The sequence below is a fragment of the Corynebacterium appendicis CIP 107643 genome (genome assembly GCF_030408415.1).
In the GTDB taxonomy this organism is placed as follows: Bacteria; Actinomycetota; Actinomycetes; order Mycobacteriales; family Mycobacteriaceae; genus Corynebacterium; species Corynebacterium appendicis.
The window spans coordinates 1,468,840-1,482,451 of the sequence record NZ_CP046976.1 but is presented as its reverse complement, the minus strand read 5'-3'; the positions used below and the strand labels follow the sequence as shown (position 1 = coordinate 1,482,451).

General features: G+C 64.9%; 15 protein-coding genes. 8 read left to right on the top strand and 7 right to left on the bottom strand.

Going from position 1 to position 13,612, the window contains the following annotated elements:
• The first annotated feature begins 143 nt into the window (after nt 1–143).
• Nucleotides 144–1,655, top strand: coding sequence for a malate dehydrogenase (quinone) (gene mqo / locus CAPP_RS07285; RefSeq protein ID WP_076598800.1), 1,512 nt, complete (start codon nt 144–146; stop codon nt 1,653–1,655).
• On the opposite strand, the gene CAPP_RS07280 is transcribed toward mqo, so the two are convergent.
• The gene (locus tag CAPP_RS07280) at nt 1,652–2,848 is read right to left on the bottom strand and encodes a protein adenylyltransferase SelO family protein (protein WP_076598801.1); all 1,197 of its coding nucleotides are present in this window, start codon (nt 2,846–2,848) and stop codon (nt 1,652–1,654) included. The genes mqo and CAPP_RS07280 overlap by 4 nt on opposite strands.
• A gap of 61 nt (nt 2,849–2,909) precedes the next feature.
• Here CAPP_RS07280 and CAPP_RS07275 point away from each other — a divergent pair, with 61 nt between their 5' ends.
• Genes CAPP_RS07275 through CAPP_RS07260 form a run of 4 tightly spaced genes read left to right on the top strand, consistent with a single transcriptional unit; the run spans nt 2,910 to nt 5,104 of the window.
• Nucleotides 2,910–3,155, top strand: coding sequence for a type II toxin-antitoxin system Phd/YefM family antitoxin (locus tag CAPP_RS07275; RefSeq protein ID WP_076598802.1), 246 nt, complete (start codon nt 2,910–2,912; stop codon nt 3,153–3,155).
• Complete coding sequence (locus CAPP_RS07270) at nt 3,155–3,409, top strand: Txe/YoeB family addiction module toxin (protein ID WP_076598803.1); 255 nt, start codon at nt 3,155–3,157, stop codon at nt 3,407–3,409. The genes CAPP_RS07275 and CAPP_RS07270 overlap by 1 nt, the downstream gene beginning before the upstream one ends.
• Before the next feature lie 26 nt (nt 3,410–3,435).
• Complete coding sequence (cobA, locus tag CAPP_RS07265; protein ID WP_076598804.1) at nt 3,436–4,170, top strand: uroporphyrinogen-III C-methyltransferase; 735 nt, start codon at nt 3,436–3,438, stop codon at nt 4,168–4,170.
• Nucleotides 4,154–5,104, top strand: coding sequence for a class I SAM-dependent methyltransferase (locus CAPP_RS07260; protein WP_076598805.1), 951 nt, complete (start codon nt 4,154–4,156; stop codon nt 5,102–5,104). The genes cobA and CAPP_RS07260 overlap by 17 nt, the downstream gene beginning before the upstream one ends.
• Here the strand turns inward: CAPP_RS07260 and CAPP_RS07255 are convergent.
• The 4 genes from CAPP_RS07255 to CAPP_RS07240 all read right to left on the bottom strand — a co-directional run bounded on the left by CAPP_RS07255 (nt 5,101) and on the right by CAPP_RS07240 (nt 8,436).
• Nucleotides 5,101–5,826 carry an NAD-dependent deacylase gene (locus tag CAPP_RS07255; RefSeq protein WP_076598806.1) on the bottom strand — a complete coding sequence of 242 codons (726 nt, stop codon included), beginning with the start codon at nt 5,824–5,826 and terminating at the stop codon, nt 5,101–5,103. The genes CAPP_RS07260 and CAPP_RS07255 overlap by 4 nt on opposite strands.
• Before the next feature lie 69 nt (nt 5,827–5,895).
• Nucleotides 5,896–6,129 (bottom strand): DUF8462 domain-containing protein, encoded by a 234-nt coding sequence (locus CAPP_RS07250; RefSeq protein WP_076598807.1) that lies wholly within the window; start codon nt 6,127–6,129, stop codon nt 5,896–5,898.
• Nucleotides 6,130–6,653: 524 nt separating this feature from the next.
• A complete protein-coding gene (locus tag CAPP_RS07245) occupies nt 6,654–7,685 on the bottom strand; it encodes a thermonuclease family protein (protein WP_076598808.1) in 1,032 nt (343 codons plus the stop codon).
• A 25-nt stretch (nt 7,686–7,710) separates the two neighbouring features.
• Nucleotides 7,711–8,436 carry a DUF1648 domain-containing protein gene (locus CAPP_RS07240; protein ID WP_076598809.1) on the bottom strand — a complete coding sequence of 242 codons (726 nt, stop codon included), beginning with the start codon at nt 8,434–8,436 and terminating at the stop codon, nt 7,711–7,713.
• Nucleotides 8,437–8,522: 86 nt separating this feature from the next.
• On the opposite strand from CAPP_RS07240, the gene CAPP_RS07235 reads away from it, so the two are divergent.
• Entirely contained in the window at nt 8,523–9,440 is a 918-nt protein-coding gene (locus CAPP_RS07235) for an endonuclease domain-containing protein (RefSeq protein ID WP_076598810.1), read from the top strand.
• A gap of 150 nt (nt 9,441–9,590) precedes the next feature.
• On the opposite strand, the gene yaaA is transcribed toward CAPP_RS07235, so the two are convergent.
• On the bottom strand, nt 9,591–10,331 hold the full coding sequence (gene yaaA, locus CAPP_RS07230; protein WP_076598811.1) for a peroxide stress protein YaaA: 741 nt from the start codon (nt 10,329–10,331) through the stop codon (nt 9,591–9,593).
• A gap of 31 nt (nt 10,332–10,362) precedes the next feature.
• Here yaaA and CAPP_RS07225 point away from each other — a divergent pair, with 31 nt between their 5' ends.
• Complete coding sequence (locus CAPP_RS07225) at nt 10,363–12,141, top strand: proline--tRNA ligase (RefSeq protein WP_076598914.1); 1,779 nt, start codon at nt 10,363–10,365, stop codon at nt 12,139–12,141.
• On the opposite strand, the gene CAPP_RS07220 is transcribed toward CAPP_RS07225, so the two are convergent.
• Entirely contained in the window at nt 12,138–12,986 is an 849-nt protein-coding gene (locus CAPP_RS07220; protein WP_234958759.1) for a DUF4439 domain-containing protein, read from the bottom strand. The two genes, CAPP_RS07225 and CAPP_RS07220, sit on opposite strands and share 4 nt — an antisense overlap.
• Nucleotides 12,987–13,036: 50 nt before the next feature.
• On the opposite strand from CAPP_RS07220, the gene rimP reads away from it, so the two are divergent.
• Nucleotides 13,037–13,594 (top strand): ribosome maturation factor RimP, encoded by a 558-nt coding sequence (gene rimP, locus CAPP_RS07215; protein WP_076598812.1) that lies wholly within the window; start codon nt 13,037–13,039, stop codon nt 13,592–13,594.
• The last annotated feature ends 18 nt before the right edge of the window (nt 13,595–13,612 follow it).

Genomic DNA, 13,612 nt, shown 5'->3' with positions numbered 1-13,612 from the left:
CAGTCTGCGGTTCGGATAACTGTGTGGTTTTCGGGGGTGTGGATAACTGATTGGGTGTTTACCGTCCACGAGAAATAGCGTGGAATGATTAGAGTAAGCTTCATCAGCATTACCCGATTATCGGATCGAAGAGGTCATTGAAAGTGTCAACACCGCATTCGCAGCAAGCAGCAGGCAAGGGGAACGGAGACGAGGTTGACGTCCTCCTGATCGGCGCCGGAATCATGAGCGCCACCCTGGGTGCCATGATCCGTCAGCTCGAGCCGGACTGGACGCAGCTGGTCTACGAGCGTCTCGACGGAGCTGCGCTTGAGTCCTCCTACCCGTGGAACAACGCCGGTACCGGCCACTCCGCGCTGTGCGAGCTGAACTACACGCCGGAGAAGAACGGCCGCATCGACGTGTCCAAGGCGCAGACCATCAACGAGAAATTCCAGGTCTCCCGCCAGTTCTGGTCCCAGCAGATCGAAGAGGGTGTGCTGACGGACCCGACCGAGTTCATCAACCCGGTCCCGCACGTCTCCTTCGCCCAGGGCGACGACCAGATCGACTACCTGCGCCGCCGCTACGAGGCTCTGGCCGACAACTACATGTTCCCGGACATGAAGTTCACCGCCGACCGTGACGAGTTCGCCGAGAAGCTCCCGCTGATGGCCGCGAACCGCGACTTCGACCGCGAGCACGTGGCAATCTCCTGGACCGATGAGGGCACCGACGTCAACTACGGCGCCCTGTCCAACCAGTTCTTCGACCACGCGCAGAAGGCCGGCACCGAGATCCGCTACGGCCACGAGGTGAAGAGCCTGAAGAAGAAGGGCAAGTTCTGGCACGTCACCGTCAAGAACCTGCACACCGGCGACACCAAGGTCACCCGCGCACGCTTCGTCTTCGTTGGTGCGGGAGGCTATGCGCTCGACCTGCTGCGCTCCGCCGGTGTTCCGGAGGTCCGCGGCTACGCCGGCTTCCCGATCTCCGGCGCATGGCTGCGCACCACCAACCCGGAGCTGGTGGAAAAGCACCAGGCGAAGGTCTACGGCAAGGCCAAGGTCGGTGCTCCGCCGATGTCGGTCCCGCACCTAGACCTGCGCGTCGTCGACGGCAAGCAGTCCCTCCTCTTCGGCCCGTTCGGCGGCTGGACGCCGAAGTTCCTGAAGGAAGGCTCCTACCTCGACCTGTTCAAGTCGATCCGCCCGGACAATATCCCGTCCTACCTGGGTGTGGCCGCCACGAACTTCGATCTGGTCAAATACCTCGTCGAGGAGGTCTTCAAGTCCTTCGACAGCCGTGTGGACGACCTGCGCGACTACATGCCGTCCGCCGACGGAAAGGACTGGGAGTCGGTGATCGCGGGACAGCGTGTCCAGATCATTAAGCCGGCTGCCCCGCCGCACTTCGGCTCCCTCGAGTTCGGCACCGCTTTGGTCAACGACCAGGACGGCTCCATCGCGGGCATTCTCGGAGCGTCCCCGGGCGCATCCATTGCCCCGGCCGCGATGCTGGAGCTGCTCGAGCGCTGCTTCGGTGAGCGCATGATCGAATGGGGCCCGAAGCTGTACGACATGATCCCGACATACGGCAAGTCCCTCAAGCGCCACCGCGACCTGTACGACGAGCAGTGGGATAACACCCAGCGCGTGCTTAAGCTGGACCGCTAAGTTCCGCAGAACGTCACGTAGGGGAGGTCCCCTTCGGGCTCGGCCATCCAGGCCGGGCCCGCTTCTGCGTTGTAGGGGTCGGTCACCGCAGCGAGCAGCTCGCGGTACTGTGCGAGATCTCCTTTCCGCTCCGCGGCGGTGATGGCGGATTCCAGCATTTGGTTGCGCGGCACGAAGACCGGCCCGCCGTGGTGCTCGCGGTTATAGGTCGTGATGTCGTCGGCGCGGCCCAGCGCAGACGGGTCGGGCACGCGATCTGCCCAGACGCGGTGCCACACCGCCTCCATGTCGCCGAGAATCTCCTGCACAGCTTCCAGGCTGCTCACCGGCAACAGTGCTTCGGCCAGGCGCGACAGATTCCACGCCATGATGTCGGGTTGGTTGCCGAAGGCGTAGCGAGAATGCGCATCGATGGACGAGAAGCACGCATCGGTGCGGAATCGTTCGGTGAAGGCGCACGGGCCGTAGTCAATCGTCTCGCCGGACAGGGCGGTGTTGTCGGTGTTCATTACACCGTGGACGAAGCCGAGGTTCAGCCACTGCGCCACGAGGTCCAACTGGCGCTCCATGACGGTGCGCAGCAGCTCCTCCGCGGACGCGAACCCGGCGGCCTCCACCACAGCGGCGACAAGGTCCGCGGACTGCGTTGCCGCATACTGCACCGAACCTACGCGGAGGTGGCTCCGCGCCACGCGCACCACCACACCGCCCGGCACCGGTCCCTGCTGGCGCAGGACCTGCTCGCCGCTGGTCAGCACTGCCAACGACCGCGTCGTGGGAACACCGGTGGCGTGCATGAATTCGCTGACTAGGTACTCGCGCAGCATCGGCCCGAGAGCGCCGCGGCCGTCCGATCCCGGCTTGGAAAACGGGGTGGGGCCGGAGCCTTTGAGCTGGATCTCCACTCGGCCGGACGGGGAGGGAAGGTCGCCGAGGAGGAGGGCGCGGCCGTCGCCAAGCAATGGCACGAACTGGCCGAATTGGTGCCCTGCGTACGCTGTCGCGTGTCCGCCGTGCGCTCCCGTGAGCCAACGGAGACCGTCGTCGCTGCGCAGCCAGCTGATATCGAAGCCGAGCGATGTGGCGAGCTCCTCGTTGAGCACGACGAGCTGAGGGTCGGGAAAGTCGGCGCCGCTTGCTTCGACCGACATGGACGGCAGCGCCTCGGCGAAAGAATGATCCAATGCGAACATATGGCCAGGGTAGACAACACGGCGGTGTGGTACGGTAAAGCCGTACAACTAAGGAGGGGTCATGGCACTGAGCGCAAGCGAAGCACGGCGGACGTTGTTCCCGCTCATTGAGCGTGTCAACAATGATCGGTCAGCCGTGGAAATCACGTCCCGCTCCGGCAACGCGGTCCTCATGTCCGCTGATGATTACGCTGCGTGGGAGGAGACCGCCCATATCTTCCGTTCCCCCGTGAATGCGCGTCGCGTGCTCGATGCTTACGATGCTGCACGAGCAGGTGAGTTCGTAGAGCACGCGATCGAGGACTAATGCGTCTGGTGTGGGTCGCCCACGCATGGGAGGACTACCAGTACTGGCAGCGTGAAGACCGGAAGACGCTGAAGCGCATCAACCAGTTGATCCGGGACACGATGCGTGACCCGTTCGAGGGGATCGGGAAACCGGAGCCGCTCAAATATGGCGCGGAAGGGGCCTGGTCGCGGCGGATCACGCAGGAGCACCGTCTCATTTACTTAGTGGACGGCGATGACCTGATCATCCTGCAGGCCCGCTACCACTACTGATGTGCCCGACCCTAGACTTGGAGCCCATGAACGGAAGTGTGACTCTTGTCGGCGGCGGTCCCGGCGCGTGGGATCTGATCACGGTGCGCGGGCTGCGCGCGCTGGAAGCGGCGGATGTGATTCTGACTGATCACTTAGGGCCGACGGATCAACTGGACCAGTTCCTGGAAACGGACGGCAAAGAGATCGTCGATGTGGCGAAGCTGCCGTACGCGAAGCAGGTGGCGCAGGAGCGCATCAACGCGCTGATGGTCGAGCATGCCCAAGCCGGCAAGCGCGTCGTGCGGCTCAAGGGCGGGGACCCGTACGTGTTCGGCCGCGGTTTCGAAGAACTCCACGCGTGCGCGGCGGCTGGGATCGCATGCGAGGTCGTGCCGGGCGTGACCAGCGCGGTGTCCGTTCCAGCGGCAGCCGGGATTCCGGTGACGCAACGCGGTATGACTCATTCCTTCACTGTCGTGTCCGGGCACCTCGCGCCGGATGACCCGAGGTCGCTGGTCGACTGGGAGGCGCTCGCGCGCGTGGGCGGCACCATCGTCGTCATCATGGGCGTGCGCCAGGCGCCGGCGATCGCGGAGACGTTGCAGCGCGTGCTGCCCGGCACGACGCCGGCCGCGGTCATCCAGGACGGCGAGACCGCCCGCCAGCGCGAGGTCCGCACCACGCTGGGGTCGCTCGCCGAGACGATGGCGCGGGAGAACATCACCAATCCCGCTGTGTACGTGATCGGGGAGGTCGCAGGCCTTGCGCACGCTGGATAAACTCATCATCGACGAAGCGCTTATCGACGCCTCCGCAACCACCCTCATCTGCCACGACCCGTCCCTGGATCTCACCCGGACGGCTCTGGACGCGGGTGGGCAAGTGGTCTTCCTGGATTCGGATTATGCGCGCAGCCAACAAGCAGCCTCCCTTGGCGCCGGGATTGCCGGCGACCTGCGGCTGGACGAGTTCCTGGCTGGTTCTTCAGGTTCGGCGGTGGCGATCGGGGAGATGCCGAAGTCCCTGGCCCGCCTGGATTACCTCGCGCGCTCGATCGCAGGTGCGGGCTTCGACGATGTGCGCGTGGTGTTCGGCGCGAACAACAAGCATCTCTCGCGCGGAATGAACGGGGTGCTCGCCGAATCGTTCACGGATGTCACCGCGTCGCGCGGCCGCGGCAAATTCCGCTGCCTGGTCGCCTCCGGGCCCCGCGCAGTGTCGTACACACCCGTGCGTGGCGACGGCGTGGTCGCCATCGGTGGTGTCTTCTCCGGCGCGAAACCTGACCGTGGTGGCGAGCTTTTGCGCTCCTGCTTGCCGGACGCGCCGGGTCGCCTGCTCGATCTCGGCTGCGGCAATGGCTCCGTCACCCGCGGCCTTGGTGCGCAGGCGACTGACTCCGATGCCGATGCCGTGCTGTCTGCCCGCGCCATCGGCATCGACGCGACCTGGGACGACGCTGGCTCGCAGCTTCCCGACGCCTCCTTCGACACCATCGCGCTCAACCCGCCGTTCCACGACGGAACGGCTGTCGATGCCACACTCGTGCAGCACCTCCTGGACGCCTCCGTGCGCCTGCTCGCACCCGGCGGTTCCCTTTACCTGGTGCATAACTCGCACTTGCGCTACCGCGGCGAGGTGGAGCGCCGCTTTCGCGCGGTGGAGCAGGTCGCGCGCGACAAGACATTCACGGTGCTGCGCGCTACTAATTAGCCCAGAAGCTTGGGCAGCGCATTCGCTGCAGTGTCCTCAATAACGACCTCGGCCAGCTGCGACAGGTCGGTGCGCATGGGGGTGACCTCGATGATCGGGATCTCGCGGGCGTGCGCCAACAACGGCAGACCGGCGGCGGGGTAGACCACCCCTGAGGTGCCGACGATGACCACCGCGTCAGCCGTGTGCATCCGGCGCTCCGCCTCTTTCCACTCGTCCTCGGGCAATGCCTCGCCGAACCACACCACGCCCGGCCGCACTGGGCCGCCGCACTCCGGGCAGGCCGGCGGGGTAATCTCTGCGACCGGCTGCTCGGGGAAGGGGATGGGGCGGGTGTACGGTTCGTCGCAAAGCGAACAACGGAAATCAAACAGCGAACCGTGCAGGTGCACGACCTCCTCGCTTCCCGCCCTCTCGTGCAAATTGTCGATATTTTGCGTGGTCACCGTCGTCTTCGGCGAGCGCGCAATGGCGATGTGGCCTGCGTTCGGCTCTGCTTGCTCCGCGAGATGCGCGCGCCACAAGTACCACGCGAACATCGTGTCCGGGTCGTCGTGCCACGCGTCCGTGGAGGCCATATCCTGCGGGTCCACGTTCTCCCACAGGCCTGTCTGCGCGTCGCGGTACGTGGCGATGCCGCTGTCCGCGCTCATGCCGGCCCCGGTGAAGACCTCGATGTGCGCGGCGCCCGCGAGGATCTCCTGTGCGCGAGTAATGCTCATATCTTCCCAGGCTATTCACGAGGCTGGGTGCATGCGGCCATCCTGAAAAGGACGCTGTGCTGTGGGGTGTTAATTTATTCGCTGTGGCCGTCCACGATCCAGTAAGTATTGCCCGAGATACGGCTGGGAAAATTCGACGAGGCCCCATCCGGCGGGAGTGATCAGATCGCGCTCGATGAGGCGGGCCCGAATATCGGAGAGCGCCGTCGAGGGACGGCCGAGGTGCTCCGAGAGCGCAGCCGTTGAGACGTCGCTCGAGCCGGTGTCGGCCTCGATAGCCGCCATTGCCGGAAGGTATTCCATCTGTCGGGCGGGTACCTCCCGCAAACTGTCGGGCGGGTACCTCCCGCAAAGCTGGCTGGTGCATGTGAACCCCCAGCCGTTCGAGGGCGCGCGAAATTGCGTCCGACACCGAGTGGGCATTGATGCGGTCCGTGCCGAGAGCGTCGGCAGCTTCCCAAGATAGGAACCCCAGCAACTGAACGAGGTAGGGGTAGCCCTTGCTGAACTGAGCCGTGCGTTCGGCGTCTTCCGTCGCGAGCTGTGTCAGACAGAGCCGTGCGGGCATCTTCCAGCGTGAGAGGCCCTAGCTCGTAATGGCGGGCGCGCCGCAGGAACGTCGCCCCGGGAAGATCGAGCAAGGTGTTGATGCCGTGAGTGAGCCCAGCCATTGTGACGGCGACCGGCAAATCGTCGCGAACCAGATCCTGGTATGTCAGCGTAACCGATAAACCGATAAATTCGACTCGACCGATAGACCGATAAATTGCCGTGCGGTTCAAGGTGTGCCCGCTCACGGAATGCCCGTGAACATCTTGCTGTGTCAGCTAACCGATCTGTTCTTTGGTGTTGCAGTCGATTTTTGCGTACCGCCTGCCGTTCTTGTCGACGTTATTCAGCGAATAATTCCCGCCGTAGGCGCGGCAGCCGGTGTAGGTGTCCGCTCCGCCAGACGGTGCACTCGGTGCAGGGGCTGGGGCGGGCGCCGGGGCCGGCGGTTGCTCGGCGGCGCGCTGGTGTTCCGCTTCGCGGCGCGCTTCTTCCCGCTGCCGGGCTTCGCGCTGCTGCGCCTCCTGCTCCTGCTTCTTCAGATCCTCGATGCGCTCTCGCTCGCGCTTGTCGGTCGCGTCGAGTTCGCGCTCCGCTTCGTCTGCTCGGGACCGCGATGCATCCAGAAAATCACGCAGCTGTGCGGTGTAGAAAGAGTCTTCCGTACTGTCTGCGTGCCTGCGGATGTCGTCGCTTGTGCGGTGGATCCGGTCCACCAGACGGCGGGCGTCAGCGGTTACCGTCGGGTCCGCCAGATCCATGCGGTCGAGCTCGTTGATGTCGCGCTGGGTGCTTTCTAGGTCGGACTGCTCCCGCCGGTCCGAGGTCAGGCATTCGGGGCCGACGCCGAACACCCCGGTTTGATTCGACCGCGGGCTTGCCTCGGCAGCGAGAATCCGGTCGTAAAATTTCCGGTTCGGTTCAAAGACCACCGCGTGCGCGAATCCTTCGCTGACGATCTGCTCGTTGACGAAGTCGTCTCCCACGAAAACACCGGCGAGCTCGCGGCCGTACCGGTCGTGCCGGTCCACGTCGTACTCGAGCGTCACTTTTGTACCCGCCGGCAGGAGCTCTTCGAGTCGGTCCTTGGCCTCCTGAGCGAGGCATTCTTCTGGCTCGCCGAAATGGCCGAGTTCAGGAGTGTCGATATTGAGCAGCCTCACCCGCTTAGTTCCCGACCAGGTGGACACGTCGACGGTGTCGCCGTCGACGACGCGCTCGACCGTCGTGTCGCTCCCCACGACGACGGCTGCCGCCGCCCCAGCTCCCACGAGCGCAACTGCTCCGATGCCTGCGATCCACTTCTTCATCGTCACTTCCTCCAGATGGCCGCGCTTAGAGAGCGAGGAACGGAACCACGCACACCGCGACGAGCAGCACAAGAACTACGAGGGCGTACTGCTTCACTGGTGCATGGGCCCAGTTCAGATCCACCTTGCCCTGGTTGAACGGCGAAACCCACGTGACCATCGGGTCGTCGGGCTCGTTGTAGAAGCCCATCCCGGCCCCCGCACCGAAGTGCTTCTGGCGGGTGCGTTCATCGTCGTCGGTGGGCATTTCCTCCATCTGCTTCGGCCAGCGGGAAAGCAGCACGAAGGTGTAGATCACCGCTGCGAAGAGGCTGACGCCGATCAGCACGCCCGATGCCGTCCGGTACGACGCCAACCCCGGGAACGTGAACGTGAACTGGAGCAGGCACATCGGCACGACGAGCGCCACGGCGATCCAGGCCAGCGAACGGTCCGACACGCGCAACAGGGCAGCGGCCTTGTCGGCGGCGGTGTCGGAGAAAGGGACGTCGGAGGTGGGGGAGACGGGGATTCGTCGATAAGCGATGCCCGGACGCGGGATCGCGAAGTAGATCAGCGCGACGAGCAGCAGCGAGTACCACGCGCCGAATGTCGCGGCTGGAAGAGATTTGGGTACCCAGCCGTCGACCTCGCCGTCCGGGCCGATGTGGACGGGGATCTCTGCGGGCACCGCGTCGTAGCGCAGCAAGATGACAGCGAAACTGAGCAACGCGAAGCCTAGCGCCGCGCCGTACAAGGACCGGGAATTCATGCGGTCATTGTATCGAGGGCAGCCCGAATGGAACCTTTCCGCGTCGCGAGCAGTCCAATCTCTGCAGGGGAGAGAAGGGAGAAACTGTGGAGTTGGCGAAGGGGAAGGAGCTGCTGGAAGGGCTCGTCGATATCCAGGGCGCGTGCTACGGCGACCGAGAACTGCTCGGGCAGCTGGCGAGCGGCGCGTTGATCGCCCAATCGCGCAGGCATGCCGTACGCAAGGAAAGCTTGGCTGGGCTTTCCTACCACGAACGGAAGTGGCTGCGCGCCGCAGCGGTCGGGCTAGGAACGTCGACGGCGGTTCTGACCGGGCGATCCGCAGCCCGAATGCTCGGCATGTGGGTCGTTGCCACCGCATCTGAGCACGTCGAGCTCACGCTGCCGTCTGGGTTCAGCCCGCCGAAGGCTGAGTGGGCAGAAGGCACGACGTTCTATCGCGGCAAACTCGAACGCAACGAGATCTTCCACTACCCGCAGTTGCCCGGCATCGAGTTCACAGGGCCCGTGCGCACGGCTTTCGTCATTGCGATCCGGCACGGTTTTGCGGAAGGACTCGTGGCCTTTGACTGGTTGCTTTATTCGCGCCACGCCATGCGAGCCGAGCTGAAGCAGGCAGTCGCGCTGATGCGGGGAAAGAAGGGAGTCGCAGTTCTGCGGGAAGTGCTGCGGTATGCCGTGCATAATTCCCAATCGCCATTTGAGAGCTACGCCCGGGCGCTCCTCATCCAAGCCGGTCTGACGGAAGTGGCAACGCAGGTGCCGGTCGGGCCGTATAGTGGCGATCTTGGGCTCGGCAAGCTCATCATCGAGGTCGATGGGGAGGAGAAATACGACGGAAAGACCTATGCGCCCTTGGGCATCACCTTGAGGAAGGAGCGCAAACGCGAGGTGTACCTGCAGAATCGGGGATACATCGTGCGCCGGGTCGATCCGATGGAGTTGTTGCGCAATCCGGACGGGTTCATCGCGATGGTCCGTCAGGCGTTGTCCCTGTTGGGTTGAGTCCACTATGCGATCTGCACTATGCGATCTGCACTATGCAATCCCGAAAAGCCCAGGTCGCAGGTCGGAGAAAAACAGCATCGCATAGTGGACATCGCATAGTGCCCAGCACGAGCACGCTTATCGACGCCGCCCGCGCCCCCGCCCCTCCTACACCACCAGGGTGAGCTGGTGCGGATCCTTGACATCAGTTCCGGGCAGCTCCACCGTCATCCCGGCGGCCTCGGCGATGGAGGCGACTCCCTCGATGTCGGTCACCGAGTCTGCATCGGGGGCGGTGGCAAGGACGCGGGCGAGTTCGCCCTTGTAGTGCTTGTTGAAGTGGCTGACGACCTTCCGGGAGCCGTCCTCCTGCGCCGATTCGACACGGACGGTGACCGCGCCGGGCACGGGGCCGAGCTGGTGGTAGGCGCCGGAGCGCATGTCCACGATGAACCCTTGGTCGGCCAGCGCGTCGGAGATGGCGGAACCCCACCGGGCTTTCATGGTGGGCAGGGCACCGTCGCGGGCCGGGAGCTTGGAGCCGCCGGACAGCCGGTAGCGGGGGATGGTGTCAACGGCGCGGACGATACCGAACAACGCGGAACCGATGGCGAGGCGATCGAGGGAGGGGGAAGGGAGGGAACCGGCGTCGAGGGCGTCGTAAAGCACGCCCGTGTAGCGGTAGATGGCGGGCATGACGGGCGCGGAGCGGAGCTCGAGGTTCTCGGCGGCTTCGTCGCGCTTGGTGGCGGGGAGTTTGAGCGCGGTCATCATCTCGTCGACGTCGAGCGCGGCGAGGTCGTCCATGATCGCGGAGCGGACCGGATCGAGGGAGGGAAACGACACGTCAATGCCGTCCATTTCGCCGCCGGGAGCTTTGGTTTCGGAAGGGGGGAGCACGATCAGCATGCAGTCAAAGCTACCGGGTAAACTCACCGGCATGATCACACGGTTGTCCACGCTGTTCCTGCGCACGTTGCGCGAAGATCCCGCTGATGCAGAGGTGCCCAGCCATAAGCTGCTGGTGCGCGCCGGCTACATCCGCCGCGCCGCGCCGGGCGTGTACTCGTGGCTGCCGCTGGGGCTGCGCGCGTTACGCAATATCGAGGAGATCGTGCGCGAGGAAATGAACGCGATCGGCGCGCAGGAGCTGCTGTTCCCGGCGCTTTTGCCGCGCGAGCCGTACGAGGACACGAACCGCTGGATGGAGTACGGCGACGACCTGTTTCGGCTGAAGGACCGCAGAGGCACCGACATGCTGCTCGGACCGACGCACGAGGAGATGTTCGCGCTGACGGTGAAGGATCTGTACTCGTCGTACAAGGATTTCCCGGTGACGCTCTACCAGATCCAGACGAAGTACCGCGACGAGGCGCGTCCGCGCGCGGGTGTGCTGCGCGGCCGCGAGTTCGTGATGAAGGACAGCTACTCGTTCGACATGTCGGATGAGGGGCTCGACGAGTCGTACGCGAAGCACCGTGGCGCGTACCAGGCGATCTTCAACCGTGTGGGCCTGAAGTACGAGATCTGCAAGGCGACGTCGGGAGCGATGGGCGGTTCCGCCTCCGAGGAATTCCTCGCGTACAGCGACAACGGCGAGGACACGTTCGTCGTGTCCACCGCGGGCGATTTCGCCGCCAATGTCGAGGCTGTGGTCACGGTTCCGCCCGCCGAGCGCGCCATCGAGGGCCAGCCCGAGGCGCAGGTCCACGACACGCCGGCATCGGAGACGATCGAGACACTCGTTGAGTGGGCGAACAGTGCGGGCGTGCTTATCGACGACCGCAGGGTCGAAGCCGCCGACACCCTCAAGTGCATGGTCGTGAAGATCGACGATCCGCGTCAGGTGGGCGAGGACGGCGAGCCGGTCGGCCCGCAGCTGGCTGGCGTGCTCATTCCGGGCGACCGCGAGCTGGACGAGAAGCGCCTCGAGGCATCCCTGGAACCGGCCACGTTCGAGCTGGCCAGCGAAGAGGACTTCGCGAAGAACGATTTCCTGGTCAAGGGCTATGTGGGGCCGCGGGCGCTCGCCGAGAACGGTGTGAAGATCTACGCCGATCCGCGAGTGGTCACCGGTTCGTCGTGGATCACCGGCGCGGACGAGAAGCAGAAGCACGTTGTCGGACTGGTGGCTGGACGTGATTTCGAGGTAGACGAATTCATCGAGGCCGCGGAGATCAAGGAGGGCGACCCGTCGCCAAGCGGCAACGGCACTGTACAGCTCGCCCGCGGCATCGAGCTGGGCCACATTTTCCAGCTCGGTCGCAAGTACACCGAGGCCTTCGACGTGCAGATCCTCGCCGAGAACGGCAAGCGCGCCGTGCCCACGATGGGGTCCTACGGCATCGGCATCACCCGCATGCTCGCCGTGATCGCGGAGCAGACCCACGACGACAAGGGGCTCGTGTGGCCGAAGGAGATCGCTCCGTACCAGGTGCACCTCGCCGTCGCGAACAAGGACGCTGCCGCGATGGAAGCAGGGGAGAAGCTGGTCGGCGAGTTCGAGGCCGCTGGCGTCGACGTGCTTGTCGACGACCGCCCCAAGGTCTCTCCAGGCGTCAAGTTCAAGGATGCCGAGCTGCTGGGCATGCCCTTCATCGTGATCCTGGGCCGCGCCTTCGCCGACGGCATCATCGAGCTGCGCATCCGCGGCGGCGAGACCCTCGAGGTCCCGGCCGACCAGATCGTGGAGAAGGTTCAGGAGCTGGTCAACGGCTAGGCCTGTTCAGCTGAACGCTGGGCGTGGCCGGCCAGCAGGATTGCCGCGGTCAGCCACTCGGGGGAAGAACCCCCGGTAGCGGCGGTGGCGGCGGCTGTGCGCCAGTGGTCGACGAGGTCGCTTTCAAGCGTGTCGACGAAGTCGGCTGCCTCAGCGGGATTCGTGGGCGCGCCGCTGGGAATCTCGTAGCCGGCTTCCCGGGAGGGGAGTTGTCCTTCGGGGAGGGCGGAGAGGAGAGCGGAGATGCGGGCGTCGTGAAGCGTGCGCAGTGAGTCGATGCGGTCCTGCAGCGGGTCGTCGGCGTAGGCGGTGGCGATGTCGAGCCCGAAGTCCACGGCGTGTTCCGCGCTGACGAGCTGTTTCACGGCTTCGAGCGCGGTCTCGTCGTCGATGGCGGGCAGATCGAGAGGGAGATCTGCGGCCGCAGCCCCGTCGATGGCTTGGGCGACGACGAGGTCGACGGATTCGTCGGGGACCTTGCCGGCGGATTCGACAGTCAGTTTCACCAGGGCCGCCGCATCGCCGCCCACCGGCAAGTGGGTTCCGTCGTACTCCACCTCGCAAGTGGAGGGAGTCTCGCCGTTGTCGTCCGTTCCGCACAGGCGCCGGGCCTCGTCCTGAAGCTGCTTGGCATGGAAGATTCGGAGCTCATTCCACTTCGCCTTGGGGTCATCGCCACCGCTGTTCGGGCTGCTGGCTTCAGCATCGGCGGATGCCTGCTTGGCCAGAGCGATGATCTCGCCGTCCGCGCGCGGCCCGAAGACATCGAGGGGCGAGCACGCGGCCATGGGAGCGGCGAGTGCTGTGGCGAGAATGACAGCGAGGATCTGGCGGGAGGACTTCACAGTGGGAGACTGTACCGCCCGCCTGTGCCTGTACCCGTACAGTGGTGGCCATGGCATTTCCGGAAAGCGAAGAACTGGTACAGCTGATCCGCCCCGTCACCGACGCACGCGGCCTGGACATCGAGACCGTGAAGACGGTCAAGGCGGGCAAGAAATCGCAGGTCGTTGTCGCCGTTGCGGGCGATGAGGCACCGACGCTTGACCAGTTGGAAGAGGTCTCCAACGAGCTCTCCGAGCTTTTCGACGCCGCCGAGGAGCGCGGCGAGGTCAATTTCGGCGCGGGCTACACACTGGAGGTGACCACCCCGGGCGTGGACCTGCCGCTGACCGAGGCGCGCCACTGGCGCCGCAACCGCGGCCACCTGGTCAAGGCCGGGGAAAAGCTCTACCGCATCGGTGCGCTGAACGGTGCGGAAGACACCGTCGCTCTGATCGTTCCGGCAGCGAAGAAGTCTGCCGAGCCCACCGTGGAGATCGCGCCTATTTCGTCGCTGTCGGGTGCAGTGGTAGAAATTGAGTTCAACACCCCGCCAGCCGCGGAAGTGGAATTGGCGGAGAAGCACTACGACGACGTCGAAGCCTTCGCAGGCAACGGCGGCGCTGAGTAGGACCGAACGCGATTCACG